Below are 12,595 nucleotides of genomic sequence, written 5' to 3'. Positions count from 1 at the left end.
AACGATGGCGCTTGCCACTTACTCGAGAGCGCTGCTGGCGGGCCTGGTCGCGCTGGCGGTCAACTTCCTCCTGCTGGGTCTCGCCAACCGATTCGGCATCGTCACCGAGCGCGGGGGCTCCAGCGCCTGGTGAAGCTGTGGACCAGGCCTGTGCTGCGGGAGCTTGGCGTCGATCGCATCTGGACCGCGCTTCACCTCCCGGACTCCAATGGCGCGCTCTTCACCAACGGCTTCAAGGTCGCCGCAGGACCGGCGTTCGCGGTGATCCATGTCCGAATCCGGCCGCTTCTGCCCGGCTCGGCGCCCGAAAAGGGTCTCCTCTATGCGCTGCTGGTCCGGTGGAATCGATGCGGCAGCCTCGCCGGTCAGCGGGTCTTGCGATGAATAAGGCCGCTTGGGAAACCACCAAGCCCACGACCGGTACCATGCTGCGCCACAACCGGAGCGCCGCACTCGTGCTTGACACGACGGCTTTTCATGCGTGCTCTTATAGATAACCCGAAGCCGGCGGCGTCGCGGAGCGACGCCGATTCACGTGACAATTGGGAAGGGAGGTGGGCCTATGGGTGAGTTCAGCGGGAATCATGCAGGCGTCCCCGAGCGCACGGAGTCCCGTGCCGCGACAACGTCCGAGACCGGGGTTCCCGCTAGCACGTCGGCAGCGACCGGCGGGCTGGCGACCTATGGCAACACGACCTTCGGCAGCCCGTATGACGATGGCATCGTCGCGGAAAGCGGCAACAACCTGGTGTTCAGCTTCGCCGGCAACGACACGCTCGCGGCCGGCCCCGGCAACGACTTCCTGTTCGGAGGCGCCGGCTCCGACACGCTGCATGACGGCCCCGGCCAGACCGCCCTGTTCGGCGGCACGGGCAACGACGTCTTCCATTTCGCACCGACCTCGACCGGCACGGACATCGTGTTCGGCGGCGAGGGCTACGACACGCTCTATTTCGAGGGGCGTTCGGCCAGCGACGCCTCCGTCTCCTACGCGGCCGGCTTCTACTCGATCCATTTTCCCGATCAGTCCGTGCTCGCGACGGGGATCGAAGTCTTCGTCGTCGGCGATTCGGTCTTTTACGCCGGCGTCGGGTGAGCCGTTCCGGCACCCGGGCGATCCGCCGATTTCCGATCTTCCGATCCTGCCAAGCCGCGCGAAGGGTGGCCTACCCTGCACGCGATCTGGCGCGAGCGTGATTTGCGCTTCGCGAGGGCATCGGCTTTAGCCACGAGAGCTGATCGCAGAGAGCTCCCGTGCAGACGCTTCGCCTCCTCCGTATCGCGCTGTGGCTGGCCGCCGCCGCCGCGGCCATCGCCTATGTCGCGCTGGCGCTCCGTGGCGATCCACCGCCCCGGCAGCCGTCGGCCGGCACCGACGCGGGCGCGATCGGCGGGCCGTTCACCCTCACCGACCAGCGCGGCGCGACCTTCACCGAAAAGGATGTGGCGGGGCGCCCGCATGCTGTCTTCTTCGGCTTCACCCATTGCCCGGACGTCTGCCCGACGACGCTGTTCGGGCTGACCCAGCTTATGCAGGCGCTCGGCCCGGATGCCGACAGGCTCAAGGTGCTGTTCGTCACCGTCGATCCCGAGCGCGACACGGCGGAGGCGCTCACCACCTACATGTCCTCCTTCGACCCGCGCATCGTGGCGCTGACGGGGGACGGCGCCGCGATCGACCGGATGGTGAGGAACTACAAGGCCTATTACCGCAAGGTGCCGAGTGGGGAGAGCTACACCATGGACCATACGGCCGTGGTGTTCCTGATGGGTGCGGACGGGAGGTTCGTCATCACCCTCGACCAGCACGAGCCGGTGGAGACCCAGCTCGCCAAGCTGCGGCGCCTCGTGAAGACGCCATGAGCCTTCGCGAGCGGGGACTCCGACATTTTTCATAAATTGCGAGACATAGTCCGCCTCAGAACGATCGCGCCGCCCGTCCACATGGCCGGACGGCGGTTCAAAGGCTCCATCGACCGGCTGGATCGCCATGAAGATGCTTCGCACCCTCCTCCTGTTCGGCGTGGTCGCGCTGCTCGCCGGCTGCGCCGGTGGCGACGTGGACGAACGCGGCTCGGTGCCGATCCCGGCCAAGCTCGTCTCGGAGATGTCGGCCAAGGGCATGAGCCCGGACGACCCGATCATGGTGCGCATCTACAAGAAGGAGAGCGAGCTCGAGCTGTGGAAGCGCAACAGCTCCGGGCGCTACGCGCTGCTCAAGACCTATCCGCTGTGCCGCTGGTCCGGCAAGCTCGGCCCGAAGACGCAGGAAGGCGACCGGCAGGCGCCCGAGGGCTTCTACTCGGTCTCGCGCGCGCAGCTCAATCCGCGCTCGCAATTCTACCTGTCGTTCAATCTCGGCTATCCGAACCAGCTCGAGCGGGCGCTCGGCTATTCCGGCAGCGCGCTGATGGTGCACGGCGCCTGCACCTCGGCCGGCTGCTACGCCATGACCAATGACGGCATCTCCGAGATCTACGCGGTGGCGCGCGAGGCGCTGGCCGGCGGCCAGCCGAGCTTCCAGGTGCAGTCGCTGCCCTTCCGCATGACGCCGCGCAATCTCGCGGCCCACCGCAACGACCCGAACATGCCGTTCTGGCGCAACCTCAAGGAAGGCACGGACCTGTTCGCGGTGACGAAGCAGCCGCCGGTCGTCTCCGCCTGCGGCGGTCGCTACCGCTTCACCGGAGCACCGGACGCCGACATGCCGGCCGATCCGCTGGCCCCCTGCCCTCAGGCGGCGCCGGCGCCGCAGCTCGACGCGCTGGTCGCCGAACGGCGCGCGCGGGACGAGGAGGCGGTCATCCGCCTGTCGGAGACGATGCCGCCCGCGCTGGCGACCTATGTCGACGGCGGCATGAACCCCGCCTTCCGCGACATGCTGCGTAAGGTCGGCCCGCAGAAGCTGGCGGCGCTGACCTCCGGCAAGATCGAGGTCAGCCGTCCCGACGCGGCGCTGGCCGATCCCTATGTGCCCGACGCCGGCGGGGCGGACGAGGGCGAATAGCCCGGCTTTCCCCGGAATGCCGTCCGGGGGTTGAAGAGCCGGGATGCCGGCCGCATAGTCCAGCAAACTGGGTGGTAATTGCGCTCCCGACGCGCATGGGCGGAACGGCACGCCCGATGCTTCCGGGAGAAGTGCCAAGCGGCACATGCGGCGAGATGCGATGACCTTTCCTCCCTCACTGATCGACCTCGGCGGCGCCATCGCCCTGCTGCTGTGGGGCACGCACATGGTCCAGACCGGCGTGCAGCGGGCGCTGGGTCATCACCTGCGTGCCTTCCTCGGCCGCGCGCTGCGCACCCGGCTGCGCGCCTTCCTCGCGGGGCTCGGCGTCACCGCGATCCTGCAGAGCAGCACCGCCACCGGCCTGATGACCGCTGGCTTCGCCGCCGGCGGCCTCGTCGAGCTGGCGCCGGCGCTCGCCGTCATGCTCGGCGCCAATGTCGGCACGACGCTGATCGTCCAGGTGCTGTCCTTCGACGTCTCGGCGCTTTCGCCGGCGCTGATCCTCGTCGGCGTGGTGATGTTCCGGCGCGACGCCACCAGCCACACGCACGATCTCGGGAGGGTCTTCATCGGGCTCGGGCTCATGCTGCTCGCGCTGCACCAGTTGCTCGGCCTGCTGACCGATTTCGAGGACACGCCGAGCCTGCGCGTCCTGCTCGGCGCGGTGTCGACCATGCCGGTGCTCGCCATGTTCATCGCCGCCGGGCTCACCTGGGCGGCGCATTCCAGCGTCGCCATCGTGCTGCTCATCATGTCGCTGGCGGCGAACGGCGCGGTGCCGCCCAACGCCGCCTTCGCCATGGTGCTCGGCGCCAATCTCGGCACCGCGATCAACCCGGTGCTGGAAGGGCCGGCCGGCGACGACCCGGCGGCGCGGCGGCTGCCCATCGGCAATCTGTGCACGCGGCTGGTGGGCGTCATCATCGCGCTCGCCGCGCTGGCGCCGATCGGGCACCTCATGGTGACCTTCCAGCCGGACAATGGCCGCGCCGTCGCCGACTTCCACATGTTCTTCAATCTGGCGCTGGCGGCGCTCTTCCTGCCGCTGCTGACGCCCTATGCAAGCCTGCTGCGCCGCTGGTTCCCGGACAGGGTCGACCCGGCCGACCCGTCGCGGCCGCGCTATCTCGATGCGGCGGCCAAGGAGACCCCCATCGTCGCACTCGGCGGTGCGGCCCGCGAGGCGCTGCGCCTGTCCGACGTTCTGGCCGAGATGCTGACCGGCGCGCGCGGCGCGCTCGCCAATGGCGACCGCAGGGCGATCGCCGAGATCAAGCGGCGCGACGACGTGCTTGACCGACTCAACACGGAGATCAAGGCCTATCTCTCGACGCTCGACCCCGACGAGCTGAGCACCGAGGACGACCGGCGCCTCACCGAGATCCTCACCTTCACCATGAACATGGAGCAGGCCGGCGACGTGGTGGACCGCAACCTGCTGCCGCACCTGTCCAAGCGCCTGAAGCGGACCGGCGCCCTGCCGAAGGACGACCAGGCCGAACTCGCCGGCATGATCGACCGCCTGCTGGCCAATCTGGGCGCCGCCGCCTCGCTGTTCATGACCGAGGATCCGCGCGCGGCGCGGCTGCTCGCCGACGAGAAGGTGGCGTTCCGCGACGCCGAGTCGAAGGCGACGCTGTCGCATTTCGACCGGCTCCGCTCGTCGCGGCTGGAGGATGCGCAGGCGAGCGCATTGCATCTCGACCTTCTGCGCGACATCAAGCTGGTGAACTCGCACATCGTCGCGGCGGCGGCCTATCCGGTGCTGGAGCGCAGCGGCGCGCTGCTGCCGAGCCGCCTCGCCTCCGGCGCCGAGGAGTGAACGCCGGATTCCGCGCGCTCCCCCGGACGAAGCATCGGCAGCCGCGCCGAGCTTTCCGAAATTGCGGTTCAGTCGCAAGGCATTAACGCTAATGCCGGTTCGCCCTCGCGCCGGCCGTGACGGGAACGATTTTCCGTCGCCAGCGTTCCGCCCGGCTGTTATCCCAGCCTGGGGCCAGGAAGTTCGTCGGAGTTCGTCATGGCGATCGACACCATCGACGTCGTCGTGCGGCTGCACGATCTGCGCAATTTCTTCGCCGTTCCCGATGTCGACCCGTTCGCGGGCGAGGACATCGACATGTCCGGCGTCGACCTTGTGATGGAGACGGTGCGCATCCAGCGCGGCTGGAGGCACCGGCCGGTAGCAACCCGCATCGAGGTGCCGTCCTCTCCCGAGAGCGACGCGCTGGTGCCGCGCATTCCGCAGGCGCTGGCGAGCTATTGCGACCGGCACATCCAGCACACCGAGCGCCAGCTCGGCGAGGTGTGGCAGAACGGCCGGCGCGCGCTGATCGTCGGCGTCGTGTTCCTGGCGCTCTGCCTTGGCCTCGCCGCCGGCATCGAGCGGCTGGTGCCGGAGGACAGCCTGCTGAGCCGGCTGCTGGTCGAGGGCGCGATCATCGCCGGCTGGGTCGGGCTGTGGCGGCCGATCGAGCTGCTGCTGTTCGAGTGGTGGCCCTATGTCGAGAACATCCGGCTCTACCGCAAGCTGCGCGACATGCCGGTCTCAGTGGTGACGTACTGAGCGCCGCCTATTCGTGCGGCATCTTCCAGCGCAGGTAGCGGTCGGTGCGGGCGATGGCGAGCACGTCGTGATTGTCGGCCCAGGCGCGCTCCATATAGGCGATCACCCGCGTGCCCTCGAAGGTCCCGGCGATGTCGAGGATGCGCGAGGGCTTGGAGACCGAGACGCCATAGTCGCCGAGATCCATCTCGGTGTAACGCGCATAGCCGTAGCCCTTCTCCTCGTAGCCGGCGACGATGGTCTGCCACGACTGCGTGTTGATGAGCGGCATGGTCTCGTGCGAGGCGCGCGGGAAGAGGCCGTGGAAGGTGGCGACCAGGAGGCCACCCGGCGCCAGATGGTCAATGAGATAGCGCATCCAGCGCGTGGTGCGGGCCTCGTCGACATGGGTGAACAGCGAGCCGACCCAGATCACGTCGAGGTCGCGCGGCAGCTCGGCGCTGGTCAGCTCCTCATGCGAATAGACCGGGATCAGGCCGAGGGTCGAGGCGCAGAAATCGACGCCGCTGCGGTTGAGGTCGCAGCCATAGACCTCGGCCTGCGGGAAGGCGGCCTTCAGCCAGCGCCCGACGCGGCCATGGCCGCAGGGCAGGTCGAGCACGCGCTTGACCTCGCGCGTCGCCGCCGACTGGGACATCGCGGAGAGAATGCAGCCGAGCCCGCTCTCGCCGACCCACCAGTACCATGGGCTGCCGTGCTGCCACATCTCGTCGTCGGGCGCGGTCTCCTTGGAGACGCCCCGCGCGCGGCAAGCCGCCATGATCAGCGCTGCTTCGGTAATATCCATGCGCCCCCCGGCACGCTCCACGCTGGAGCCGATGCTGGCTAATGCATATCAGCGAGGGCCGTCAACCGCGCCCTGCGCGAAGGCGCCCATAATCGGCTCAGCGGATGAACTCGATGGTGTCGAGGGCGATGAGCTGCGAGCCCTGATAATTGCCGTCGTGCAGCCGGCACAGCATGAAGCGGTCGGCCACCTCGATCGGGCCGTAGGCGGTGATGGTGTCGCCGCTGCGCAGCTTGATGGTCAGAGCGTGCTTGCGATCGTCCTTGGCAACCTCGTGCAGCAGGTCGCAGATGGTGCGGTTACTGGTACAGATGTTCATGGCGTTCCTCCCGTCCTCGTCCGCGCGAAAACTGTACACGGCAACGTGCCGGCCGGGTACCGGGTTCCTACGGACGGCAGGAGGGCGGCGCGCGCTCAGCCGGCGATGCGGCGGGCGCGGCGCATGCGCAGCACCGCGATGGCGGCAAGCGCGATCAGGATGATCGCCATCGAGAACACCGTGGTCACGGTGCCGAGCGCGTAGAGCACCGGCGTGGTGACGTTGGTAGTCATGCCGTAGATCTCCAGCGGCAGCGTGTTGAAGGTGCCGGAGGTCATCAGCGTACGGGCGAACTCGTCATAGGAGAGCGTGAAGCCGAACAGGCCGACGCCGATCAGGCTCGGCAGGATGATCGGCAGCACGACATGGGCGAAGGTCTGCCACGGGGTGGCGCCGAGATCGCGCGCAGCCTCCTCATAGGCCGGATTGAAGCGGTTGAAGACCGCGAACATGATCAAGAGGCCGAAGGGCAGCGTCCAGGTGAGATGCGCGCCGAAGGCGGAGGAGTACCAGGCCGGCTCCAGCCCGAACACCTGGAAGGCGAGGCCGATGCCGAGCGAGATCAGGATCGAGGGTACGATCAGGCTAGCGATGGTGAGATAGAAGAGCGGTCCGGAGCCGAGGAAGCGGCGGCGGAAGGCGAGGCCGGCGAGCAGCGCCACCACCACGGTCGCCACCATGGTCATGATGCCGAGCACCAGCGAACGCGAGAAGGCGCCGCCGAAATCGCCGACCGCCTGCTGCTCGAACAGGAGGTTCTCGAACCAGCGCAGCGAGGTGCCGTTCATCGGGAAGGTGAGGCCGCCATTGGGCCCCTGGAACGACAGGATGAAGATGGTCGTCAGCGGCCCATAGAGGAACAGCACGAACAGCACGAAGAAGGCCGTGAGCACATAAAAGCCGGGGCCGCGCTTTTCGGAGTTCATCCTGCAATCCCTCCTGCGGCGATCGGCCTGCGTGCTTCGAGGCTGGCCTGCGGCCAGCACCTCAGCATGACGGAGCCTTGCTCAAACATAGCGCCGTCATCCTGAGGTGCCTGGGCGAAGCCCGGGCCTCGAAGGATGCTCACCCCGTACGTCCCCGCCATCTCACAGCTCCTTGCGGATGTTGACGACGCGCAGGATGCCGGCGACCAGCATCAGCACGATGATCAGCAGGATCACCGCGTTCGCCGCGGCGGCGGGGTACTGCAGTAGCGCGATCTGATTCGCCATCATCAGGCCGACCGAGGCCGACTGCCCACCGGACATGAAGCGCACGGTGATGAAGTCGCCCATCACCAGCGTCACGACGAAGATCGAGCCGATGGCGATGCCCGGCTTGGCCAGCGGGATGATGACGTTGGTCAATATCTGCCAGGCATTCGCGCCGGCGTCGCGCGCGGCCTCGATCAATGCGCGGTCGATGCGCATCAGCGTGTTGAAGATCGGGGTGACCATGAACAGCGTGTAGAGGTGCACCATGGCGAGCACCACCGCGAAGTCCGAGAACAGCAGGAATTCCAGCGGTTGATCGATGAGGCCGAGGCCCATCAGCGTCTGGTTCAGCAGCCCGTTGCGCCCGAGGAACGGGATCCACGAGATCATGCGGATGATGTTCGAGGTCAGGAACGGCACGGTGCAGACGAGGAATAGCACCATCTGCGTGGTCGCCGAACGGATGTGAAAGGCGAGGTAATAGGCGACCCAGAAGCCGATGAAGAGCGTCAGCGCCCACACGATGACGGTGTATTTCAGCGTGTTGAGATAGGTGTTCCAGGTCACCGGCGAGGTGATCGTCTCCTCGTAATTGGTGAAGACGAAGGCCGGGAAGATCTGGATCGAGTCGTAGTCCCAAAAGCTCACCATCACGATGGTGGCGATCGGCAGCACGAGGAAGGCCGCGAGGATCACCGCCAGCGGCGTCGCCTGAAGATAGGGGGCGTAGCGTGAGAGCGTCATGCGGGGCTTTCCGGGTCACGATCGAAGGCACGGCGCTTCGGCAAGAAGGCAAGATGACCATTCTTCGAGGCCCGGGCTGCGCCCGGGCACCTCAGGATGACGTTGCATATCGGGGAAGCGGTTCCCCCACGTCCGTCATGCTGAGGTGCGAGCGTCAGCGAGCCTCGAAGCACGCAGGCGCTCGCCGCATTCACAGCCTCACGCCGCGATGAACTCGTTCCAGCGGCGGACCATGTAGCGGTCCTCGTCCATCACCGAGTTCCAGCAGGCGACCGCGCCCATGCGTTCCTTGAAGGAGCCGCCGTCGCGCACCGCGCCGGCCGTGTACATCACCTTGCCCTCGGGCGAGAGGATGTCGGCCTTGGCCGGCTGGCCGAGCATCCAGAAGCCCCACTCCTCGGGCGTCATGTTCTTCTCGGCGGTGGAGAGCACGGCCGAGTAGTAGCCCTGCCGGTTGAGGTAGGCGCCGACCCAGCCGGACAGGTACCAATTGATGTACTCATAGGCGGCGTCGAGCTGCGCGCCCTTGAGATGCTTGGCGATGCCGAGGCCGCCGCCCCAGGCGCGATAGCCCTCCTCGAGCGGCTGGTAGACGCAGGGAATGCCCTTGGAGCGCACCGCCGCCACCGCCGGCGACCACATGGACTGGATCACCACCTCGCCCGAGGCCATCAGGTTCACGCTCTCGTCGAAGGTCTTCCAGAAGGCGCGGAACTGGCCGGCCTTCTTGGTCTTGATCAGGAAATCGATGGTGGCGTCGATCTCCGCCTTGGTCATGTTGCCCTTGTCGCCATATTTCACGATGCCGGCGCTCTCGCAGATCATCGCGGCGTCCATGATGCCGATGGACGGGATGTTCAGGATCGAGGTCTTGCCCTTGAAGGCGGGGTCGAGGATGTCCTTCCAGTTCTTGATCGGCCGGCCGACGAGGTCGGGGCGGATCCCGAGCGTGTCGGCGTTGTAGATAGTCGGGATGAGGGTCATCCACTCGGTGGGCGTGGGAGCGAACTTCTTGGAGTCCGGCCCCTCGACGAAGCTCACCGTATGGGGCGCGGTGCCCTGCGCGATCTTCGATTCCGGGGTCAGCTTGCCGGTGACGAAGATCGGCACGATCTGATCGAAATACTTGATCTTCTTCACGTCCATCGGCTGCAGCGTGCCGGCCGGGAACACCTTCTTGCAGATCCAGTACTCGATGTCGGCGATGTCAAAGCTGTTCGCCTGCGTCACCACGCGCTGGGAGACGGCGTCGGAATCGAGCGCGGTCATCTGCAGGGTGATGCCGAGGTCGGCCTTGCACTTCTCGGCGATGGCGTTGAGGTTCGACACCCCGGTGCCGAACTGGCGCAGCGTGATCGGGTTCTGCGCCCAGATGGTGGGGAAGCCCGTCACCGCGCCGCCGCCGGCGACGAGACCGCCCGCGGCGGCCGCGCCCTTCAGGAGCTGGCGGCGGCTGAGGCCCGCCTTGCCGCGTGCTCCCGTCTCGATCTTCCTGCTCATGGCTGTCTCCCGAGTTTGTCGTGTTGGTTTCCGCGTGCCGTCAGGCGGCGGGCGAGGCTGCGAGGAGGTGGACGTCCTGCGGCGTCCAGGCGAGCGGCACGGCGTCGCCAATGGCGAGCGGGGCGTCGAAGAAGCTCGCCTCGGGCACCTGCACCGAGAACTCGTCGACGCCCGGCGCGGCGAGCGCCACCTGCACCTTCTGGCCGTGATACTCGATGTTCTGGACGAGGCCGGTGAGGCCGCAGCCGGGCAGCACCGCGTCGGCGACGCGCACGCGGTCGGTGCGCACGGCGATCTCCACCGGCTCGCCGGGCTCCAGCGCCCTGCCCTCGGCCGGTGCGGCGAAGGAAGAGCCGCCCGGCACCTCGAACTTCACCGTGCCGTCGTCGACCGAGGTCACGCGGCCGGCGATCACGTTGTGGTCGCCCATGAAGCGGGCGACGAAGGCGGTCGAGGGGCGGTTGAAGACCTCGCGCGGGGTGGCCGCCTGCTCGATGCGCCCGGCATTCATCACCACCACCAGATCGGAAAGCGCCATCGCCTCCTCCTGGCTATGGGTGACGTGGATGAAGGAGATGCCGAGCTGCAATTGCAGGCGCTTCAGCTCCTGGCGCACCTTGATCTTGAGGAACGGGTCGAGCGCGGAGAGCGGCTCGTCGAGCAGCAGCACCTGCGGATCGGTGATCAGCGCGCGGGCGAGCGCGACGCGCTGCTGCTGGCCGCCGGAGAGCTGCGCCGGGCGCCGCTCGGCGAGATGATCCATGTGGACCAGCTTCAGCATCTCCATCGCGCGGGCGCGGCGGGCGGTCTTCTCCGCGCCCTTCATCTTGAGGCTGAAGGCGACGTTGTCGACGATGTCGAGATGCGGGAACAGCGCGTAGCTCTGGAACATCATCGCGGTGCCGCGCCGCGCCGGCGGCAGGTCGGTGACCACGGTCGGGCCGAGGCGGATGTCGCCTTCCGAGATGCTCTCGTGCCCGGCGATCATGCGCAGCGTCGTCGACTTGCCGCAGCCCGAGGGGCCGAGCAGGCAGCAATAGGTGCCCGCCGGTATCCTCAGCGAGACGTGGTCCACCGCGAGGGCGGCGCCATAGCGCTTGGTGACGTCGATCAGCTCGATGTCGGCGGCCTTGCTCATCGGTTCGACGACCCTCCGGTTGGCGACGCTGGCGCGGCTGTGCACTCGCAAGCCCACTCGCAATCCACATGCCAGTTGCGGAAGCCGCTCCAGCCGGCAATTCAATCATGATCACCGGTGGGGCGCGCCCAGCTTTTGGGCAATTCGCCCCGAAATGCACCCAGATCGGACCCAATCACTCCAATGATTGTATCCAATCGCGATGGGCACCCCATCCATTGGTCGAAGACCGCCGCGACAGGCATTGAGCGAGCCGGCAATATCACTCACCTTTGGGCAACGGTGCCTACAAACAAAATACCCCCGCCCGCCGACCCCCTGGGAGAAACGCCATGCTTCGTTCCATGCTCGCCGCCACGCTCGGCGCCGTGCTCGCCCTCGCCGCTCCGGCCGGCTCCGCCGGCGCGCAGGATTTCCCGACTCGGCCCATCACGCTCGTCATCCCCTTCGCGGCGGGCGGCTCGACCGACCTCGTCGGACGCCTCATCGCCCAGCGCATGAGCCAGGAGCTCGGCCAGACGGTGGTGGTGGAGAACCGCGCCGGCGCCGGCGGCAACACCGGTGCGGCGGCGGTCGCCAAAGCGAATCCGGACGGCTACACCCTGCTCATGGGCACGGTCGCTACCCATGCGATCAACCCGGCGCTCTACAAGAAGATGCCCTATGACCCGGTGACCAGCTTCGCGCCGGTCTCGCTGCTGGTCATCGTGCCGAACGTGCTGGTGGTGAACCCGAACTTCGAGGCGAAGACGGTGGCCGAGCTGATCGCGCTGCTCAAAGCCAACCCGGACAAGTACAGCTACGCCTCCTCCGGCAACGGCACGCCGCTGCACCTTTCCGGCGAGCTGTTCAAGACCATGGCGGGCGTGAACATGCAGCACATCCCCTATCAGGGGGCCGGCCCTGCGCTGAACGACGTGCTGGCCAACCAGGTGCCGATCATGTTCGACAACCTCCCCTCCTCCGCCGGCCACATCAAGAGCGGCAAGCTCAGGGCGCTCGGGGTGACGACGGCCAAGCGCGCGCCCTCCTTCCCGGACGTGCCGGCCATCGCCGAGACGCTGCCGGGCTACGAGACCTATACGTGGAACGCGCTGTTCGCGCCGGCCGGCACGCCGCCAGCGGTGGTCGCCAAGCTCAACGCCGCCGCCAACAAGTCGCTGCAGGACCCGAATGTGCAGAGCCGCCTCGCCGACTTCAGCGCCACCGTGGTCGGCTCGACGCCGGAAGAGCTCGGCGCCCATGTGAAGGCCGAGCGCGACAAGTGGGCGCCCATCGTGAAGGCCTCCGGCGCGCAGATCGACTGAGCGGGCGTTACCCCTCCAGAAACGTCAT

The 12,595-nt window shown here is 67.3% G+C and carries 14 protein-coding genes; 8 read left to right on the top strand and 6 right to left on the bottom strand.

Going from position 1 to position 12,595, the window contains the following annotated elements; genetic code table 11:
- Positions 1-4: 4 nt before the first annotated feature.
- The 7 genes from U742_RS23695 to U742_RS22440 all read left to right on the top strand — a co-directional run bounded on the left by U742_RS23695 (position 5) and on the right by U742_RS22440 (position 5,576).
- Positions 5-133: a hypothetical protein gene (locus U742_RS23695; RefSeq protein ID WP_282568315.1), complete on the top strand. Its 129-nt coding sequence runs from the start codon at positions 5-7 to the stop codon at positions 131-133.
- Positions 130-384: a hypothetical protein gene (locus tag U742_RS0105300; RefSeq protein WP_156034132.1), complete on the top strand. Its 255-nt coding sequence runs from the start codon at positions 130-132 to the stop codon at positions 382-384. Before U742_RS23695 ends, U742_RS0105300 begins: the two co-directional genes overlap by 4 nt.
- A gap of 178 nt (positions 385-562) precedes the next feature.
- Positions 563-1,096 (top strand): calcium-binding protein, encoded by a 534-nt coding sequence (locus U742_RS22445; RefSeq protein ID WP_051660872.1) that lies wholly within the window; start codon positions 563-565, stop codon positions 1,094-1,096.
- Positions 1,097-1,254: 158 nt separating this feature from the next.
- Positions 1,255-1,863, top strand: coding sequence for an SCO family protein (locus tag U742_RS0105290; protein WP_029350761.1), 609 nt, complete (start codon positions 1,255-1,257; stop codon positions 1,861-1,863).
- Positions 1,864-1,990: 127 nt separating this feature from the next.
- The gene (locus U742_RS0105285) at positions 1,991-3,007 is read left to right on the top strand and encodes a L,D-transpeptidase family protein (RefSeq protein WP_029350760.1); all 1,017 of its coding nucleotides are present in this window, start codon (positions 1,991-1,993) and stop codon (positions 3,005-3,007) included.
- Positions 3,008-3,167: 160 nt separating this feature from the next.
- On the top strand, positions 3,168-4,832 hold the full coding sequence (locus tag U742_RS0105280; protein ID WP_029350758.1) for a Na/Pi cotransporter family protein: 1,665 nt from the start codon (positions 3,168-3,170) through the stop codon (positions 4,830-4,832).
- A 198-nt stretch (positions 4,833-5,030) separates the two neighbouring features.
- Positions 5,031-5,576, top strand: a complete 546-nt coding sequence (locus tag U742_RS22440) for a hypothetical protein (protein WP_051660871.1) — start codon at positions 5,031-5,033, stop codon at positions 5,574-5,576.
- Positions 5,577-5,583: 7 nt separating this feature from the next.
- Here the strand turns inward: U742_RS22440 and U742_RS0105270 are convergent, their stop codons facing one another.
- The 6 genes from U742_RS0105270 to U742_RS0105245 all read right to left on the bottom strand — a co-directional run bounded on the left by U742_RS0105270 (position 5,584) and on the right by U742_RS0105245 (position 11,260).
- Entirely contained in the window at positions 5,584-6,363 is a 780-nt protein-coding gene (locus U742_RS0105270) for a class I SAM-dependent methyltransferase (RefSeq protein WP_029350754.1), read from the bottom strand.
- 97 nt (positions 6,364-6,460) lie between these two features.
- Positions 6,461-6,682, bottom strand: a complete 222-nt coding sequence (locus U742_RS0105265; RefSeq protein ID WP_029350753.1) for a hypothetical protein — start codon at positions 6,680-6,682, stop codon at positions 6,461-6,463.
- Positions 6,683-6,777: 95 nt separating this feature from the next.
- Positions 6,778-7,608, bottom strand: a complete 831-nt coding sequence (locus tag U742_RS0105260; RefSeq protein ID WP_029350751.1) for an ABC transporter permease — start codon at positions 7,606-7,608, stop codon at positions 6,778-6,780.
- Positions 7,609-7,770: 162 nt separating this feature from the next.
- Positions 7,771-8,622 (bottom strand): ABC transporter permease, encoded by an 852-nt coding sequence (locus U742_RS0105255; protein ID WP_029350750.1) that lies wholly within the window; start codon positions 8,620-8,622, stop codon positions 7,771-7,773.
- A gap of 198 nt (positions 8,623-8,820) precedes the next feature.
- Positions 8,821-10,122, bottom strand: coding sequence for an ABC transporter substrate-binding protein (locus U742_RS0105250; protein ID WP_029350748.1), 1,302 nt, complete (start codon positions 10,120-10,122; stop codon positions 8,821-8,823).
- 40 nt (positions 10,123-10,162) lie between these two features.
- Positions 10,163-11,260, bottom strand: a complete 1,098-nt coding sequence (locus U742_RS0105245) for an ABC transporter ATP-binding protein (RefSeq protein WP_029350746.1) — start codon at positions 11,258-11,260, stop codon at positions 10,163-10,165.
- 332 nt (positions 11,261-11,592) lie between these two features.
- On the opposite strand from U742_RS0105245, the gene U742_RS0105240 reads away from it, so the two are divergent.
- Positions 11,593-12,567, top strand: coding sequence for a Bug family tripartite tricarboxylate transporter substrate binding protein (locus tag U742_RS0105240; RefSeq protein WP_029350744.1), 975 nt, complete (start codon positions 11,593-11,595; stop codon positions 12,565-12,567).
- Positions 12,568-12,595: the final 28 nt, after the last annotated feature.

Origin of the sequence: Allobosea sp. 117 (genome assembly GCF_000702305.1) — a bacterium.
Taxonomy (GTDB): domain Bacteria; phylum Pseudomonadota; class Alphaproteobacteria; order Rhizobiales; family Xanthobacteraceae; genus Ancylobacter.
This window is presented reverse-complemented; position numbering and strand designations above follow the sequence as displayed.

Bases quoted from the DNA above. Each gene is read 5' to 3' on its own strand.
- U742_RS23695 (WP_282568315.1), top strand. From the start codon at position 5: ATGGCGCTTGCCACTTACTCGAGAGCGCTGCTGGCGGGCCTGGTCGCG.
- U742_RS22445 (WP_051660872.1), top strand. From the start codon at position 563: ATGGGTGAGTTCAGCGGGAATCATGCAGGCGTCCCCGAGCGCACGGAG.
- U742_RS0105285 (WP_029350760.1), top strand. From the start codon at position 1,991: ATGAAGATGCTTCGCACCCTCCTCCTGTTCGGCGTGGTCGCGCTGCTC.
- U742_RS0105280 (WP_029350758.1), top strand. From the start codon at position 3,168: ATGACCTTTCCTCCCTCACTGATCGACCTCGGCGGCGCCATCGCCCTG.
- U742_RS22440 (WP_051660871.1), top strand. From the start codon at position 5,031: ATGGCGATCGACACCATCGACGTCGTCGTGCGGCTGCACGATCTGCGC.
- U742_RS0105270 (WP_029350754.1), bottom strand. From the start codon at position 6,363: ATGGATATTACCGAAGCAGCGCTGATCATGGCGGCTTGCCGCGCGCGG.
- U742_RS0105265 (WP_029350753.1), bottom strand. From the start codon at position 6,682: ATGAACATCTGTACCAGTAACCGCACCATCTGCGACCTGCTGCACGAG.
- U742_RS0105260 (WP_029350751.1), bottom strand. From the start codon at position 7,608: ATGAACTCCGAAAAGCGCGGCCCCGGCTTTTATGTGCTCACGGCCTTC.
- U742_RS0105255 (WP_029350750.1), bottom strand. From the start codon at position 8,622: ATGACGCTCTCACGCTACGCCCCCTATCTTCAGGCGACGCCGCTGGCG.
- U742_RS0105250 (WP_029350748.1), bottom strand. From the start codon at position 10,122: ATGAGCAGGAAGATCGAGACGGGAGCACGCGGCAAGGCGGGCCTCAGC.
- U742_RS0105245 (WP_029350746.1), bottom strand. From the start codon at position 11,260: ATGAGCAAGGCCGCCGACATCGAGCTGATCGACGTCACCAAGCGCTAT.
- U742_RS0105240 (WP_029350744.1), top strand. From the start codon at position 11,593: ATGCTTCGTTCCATGCTCGCCGCCACGCTCGGCGCCGTGCTCGCCCTC.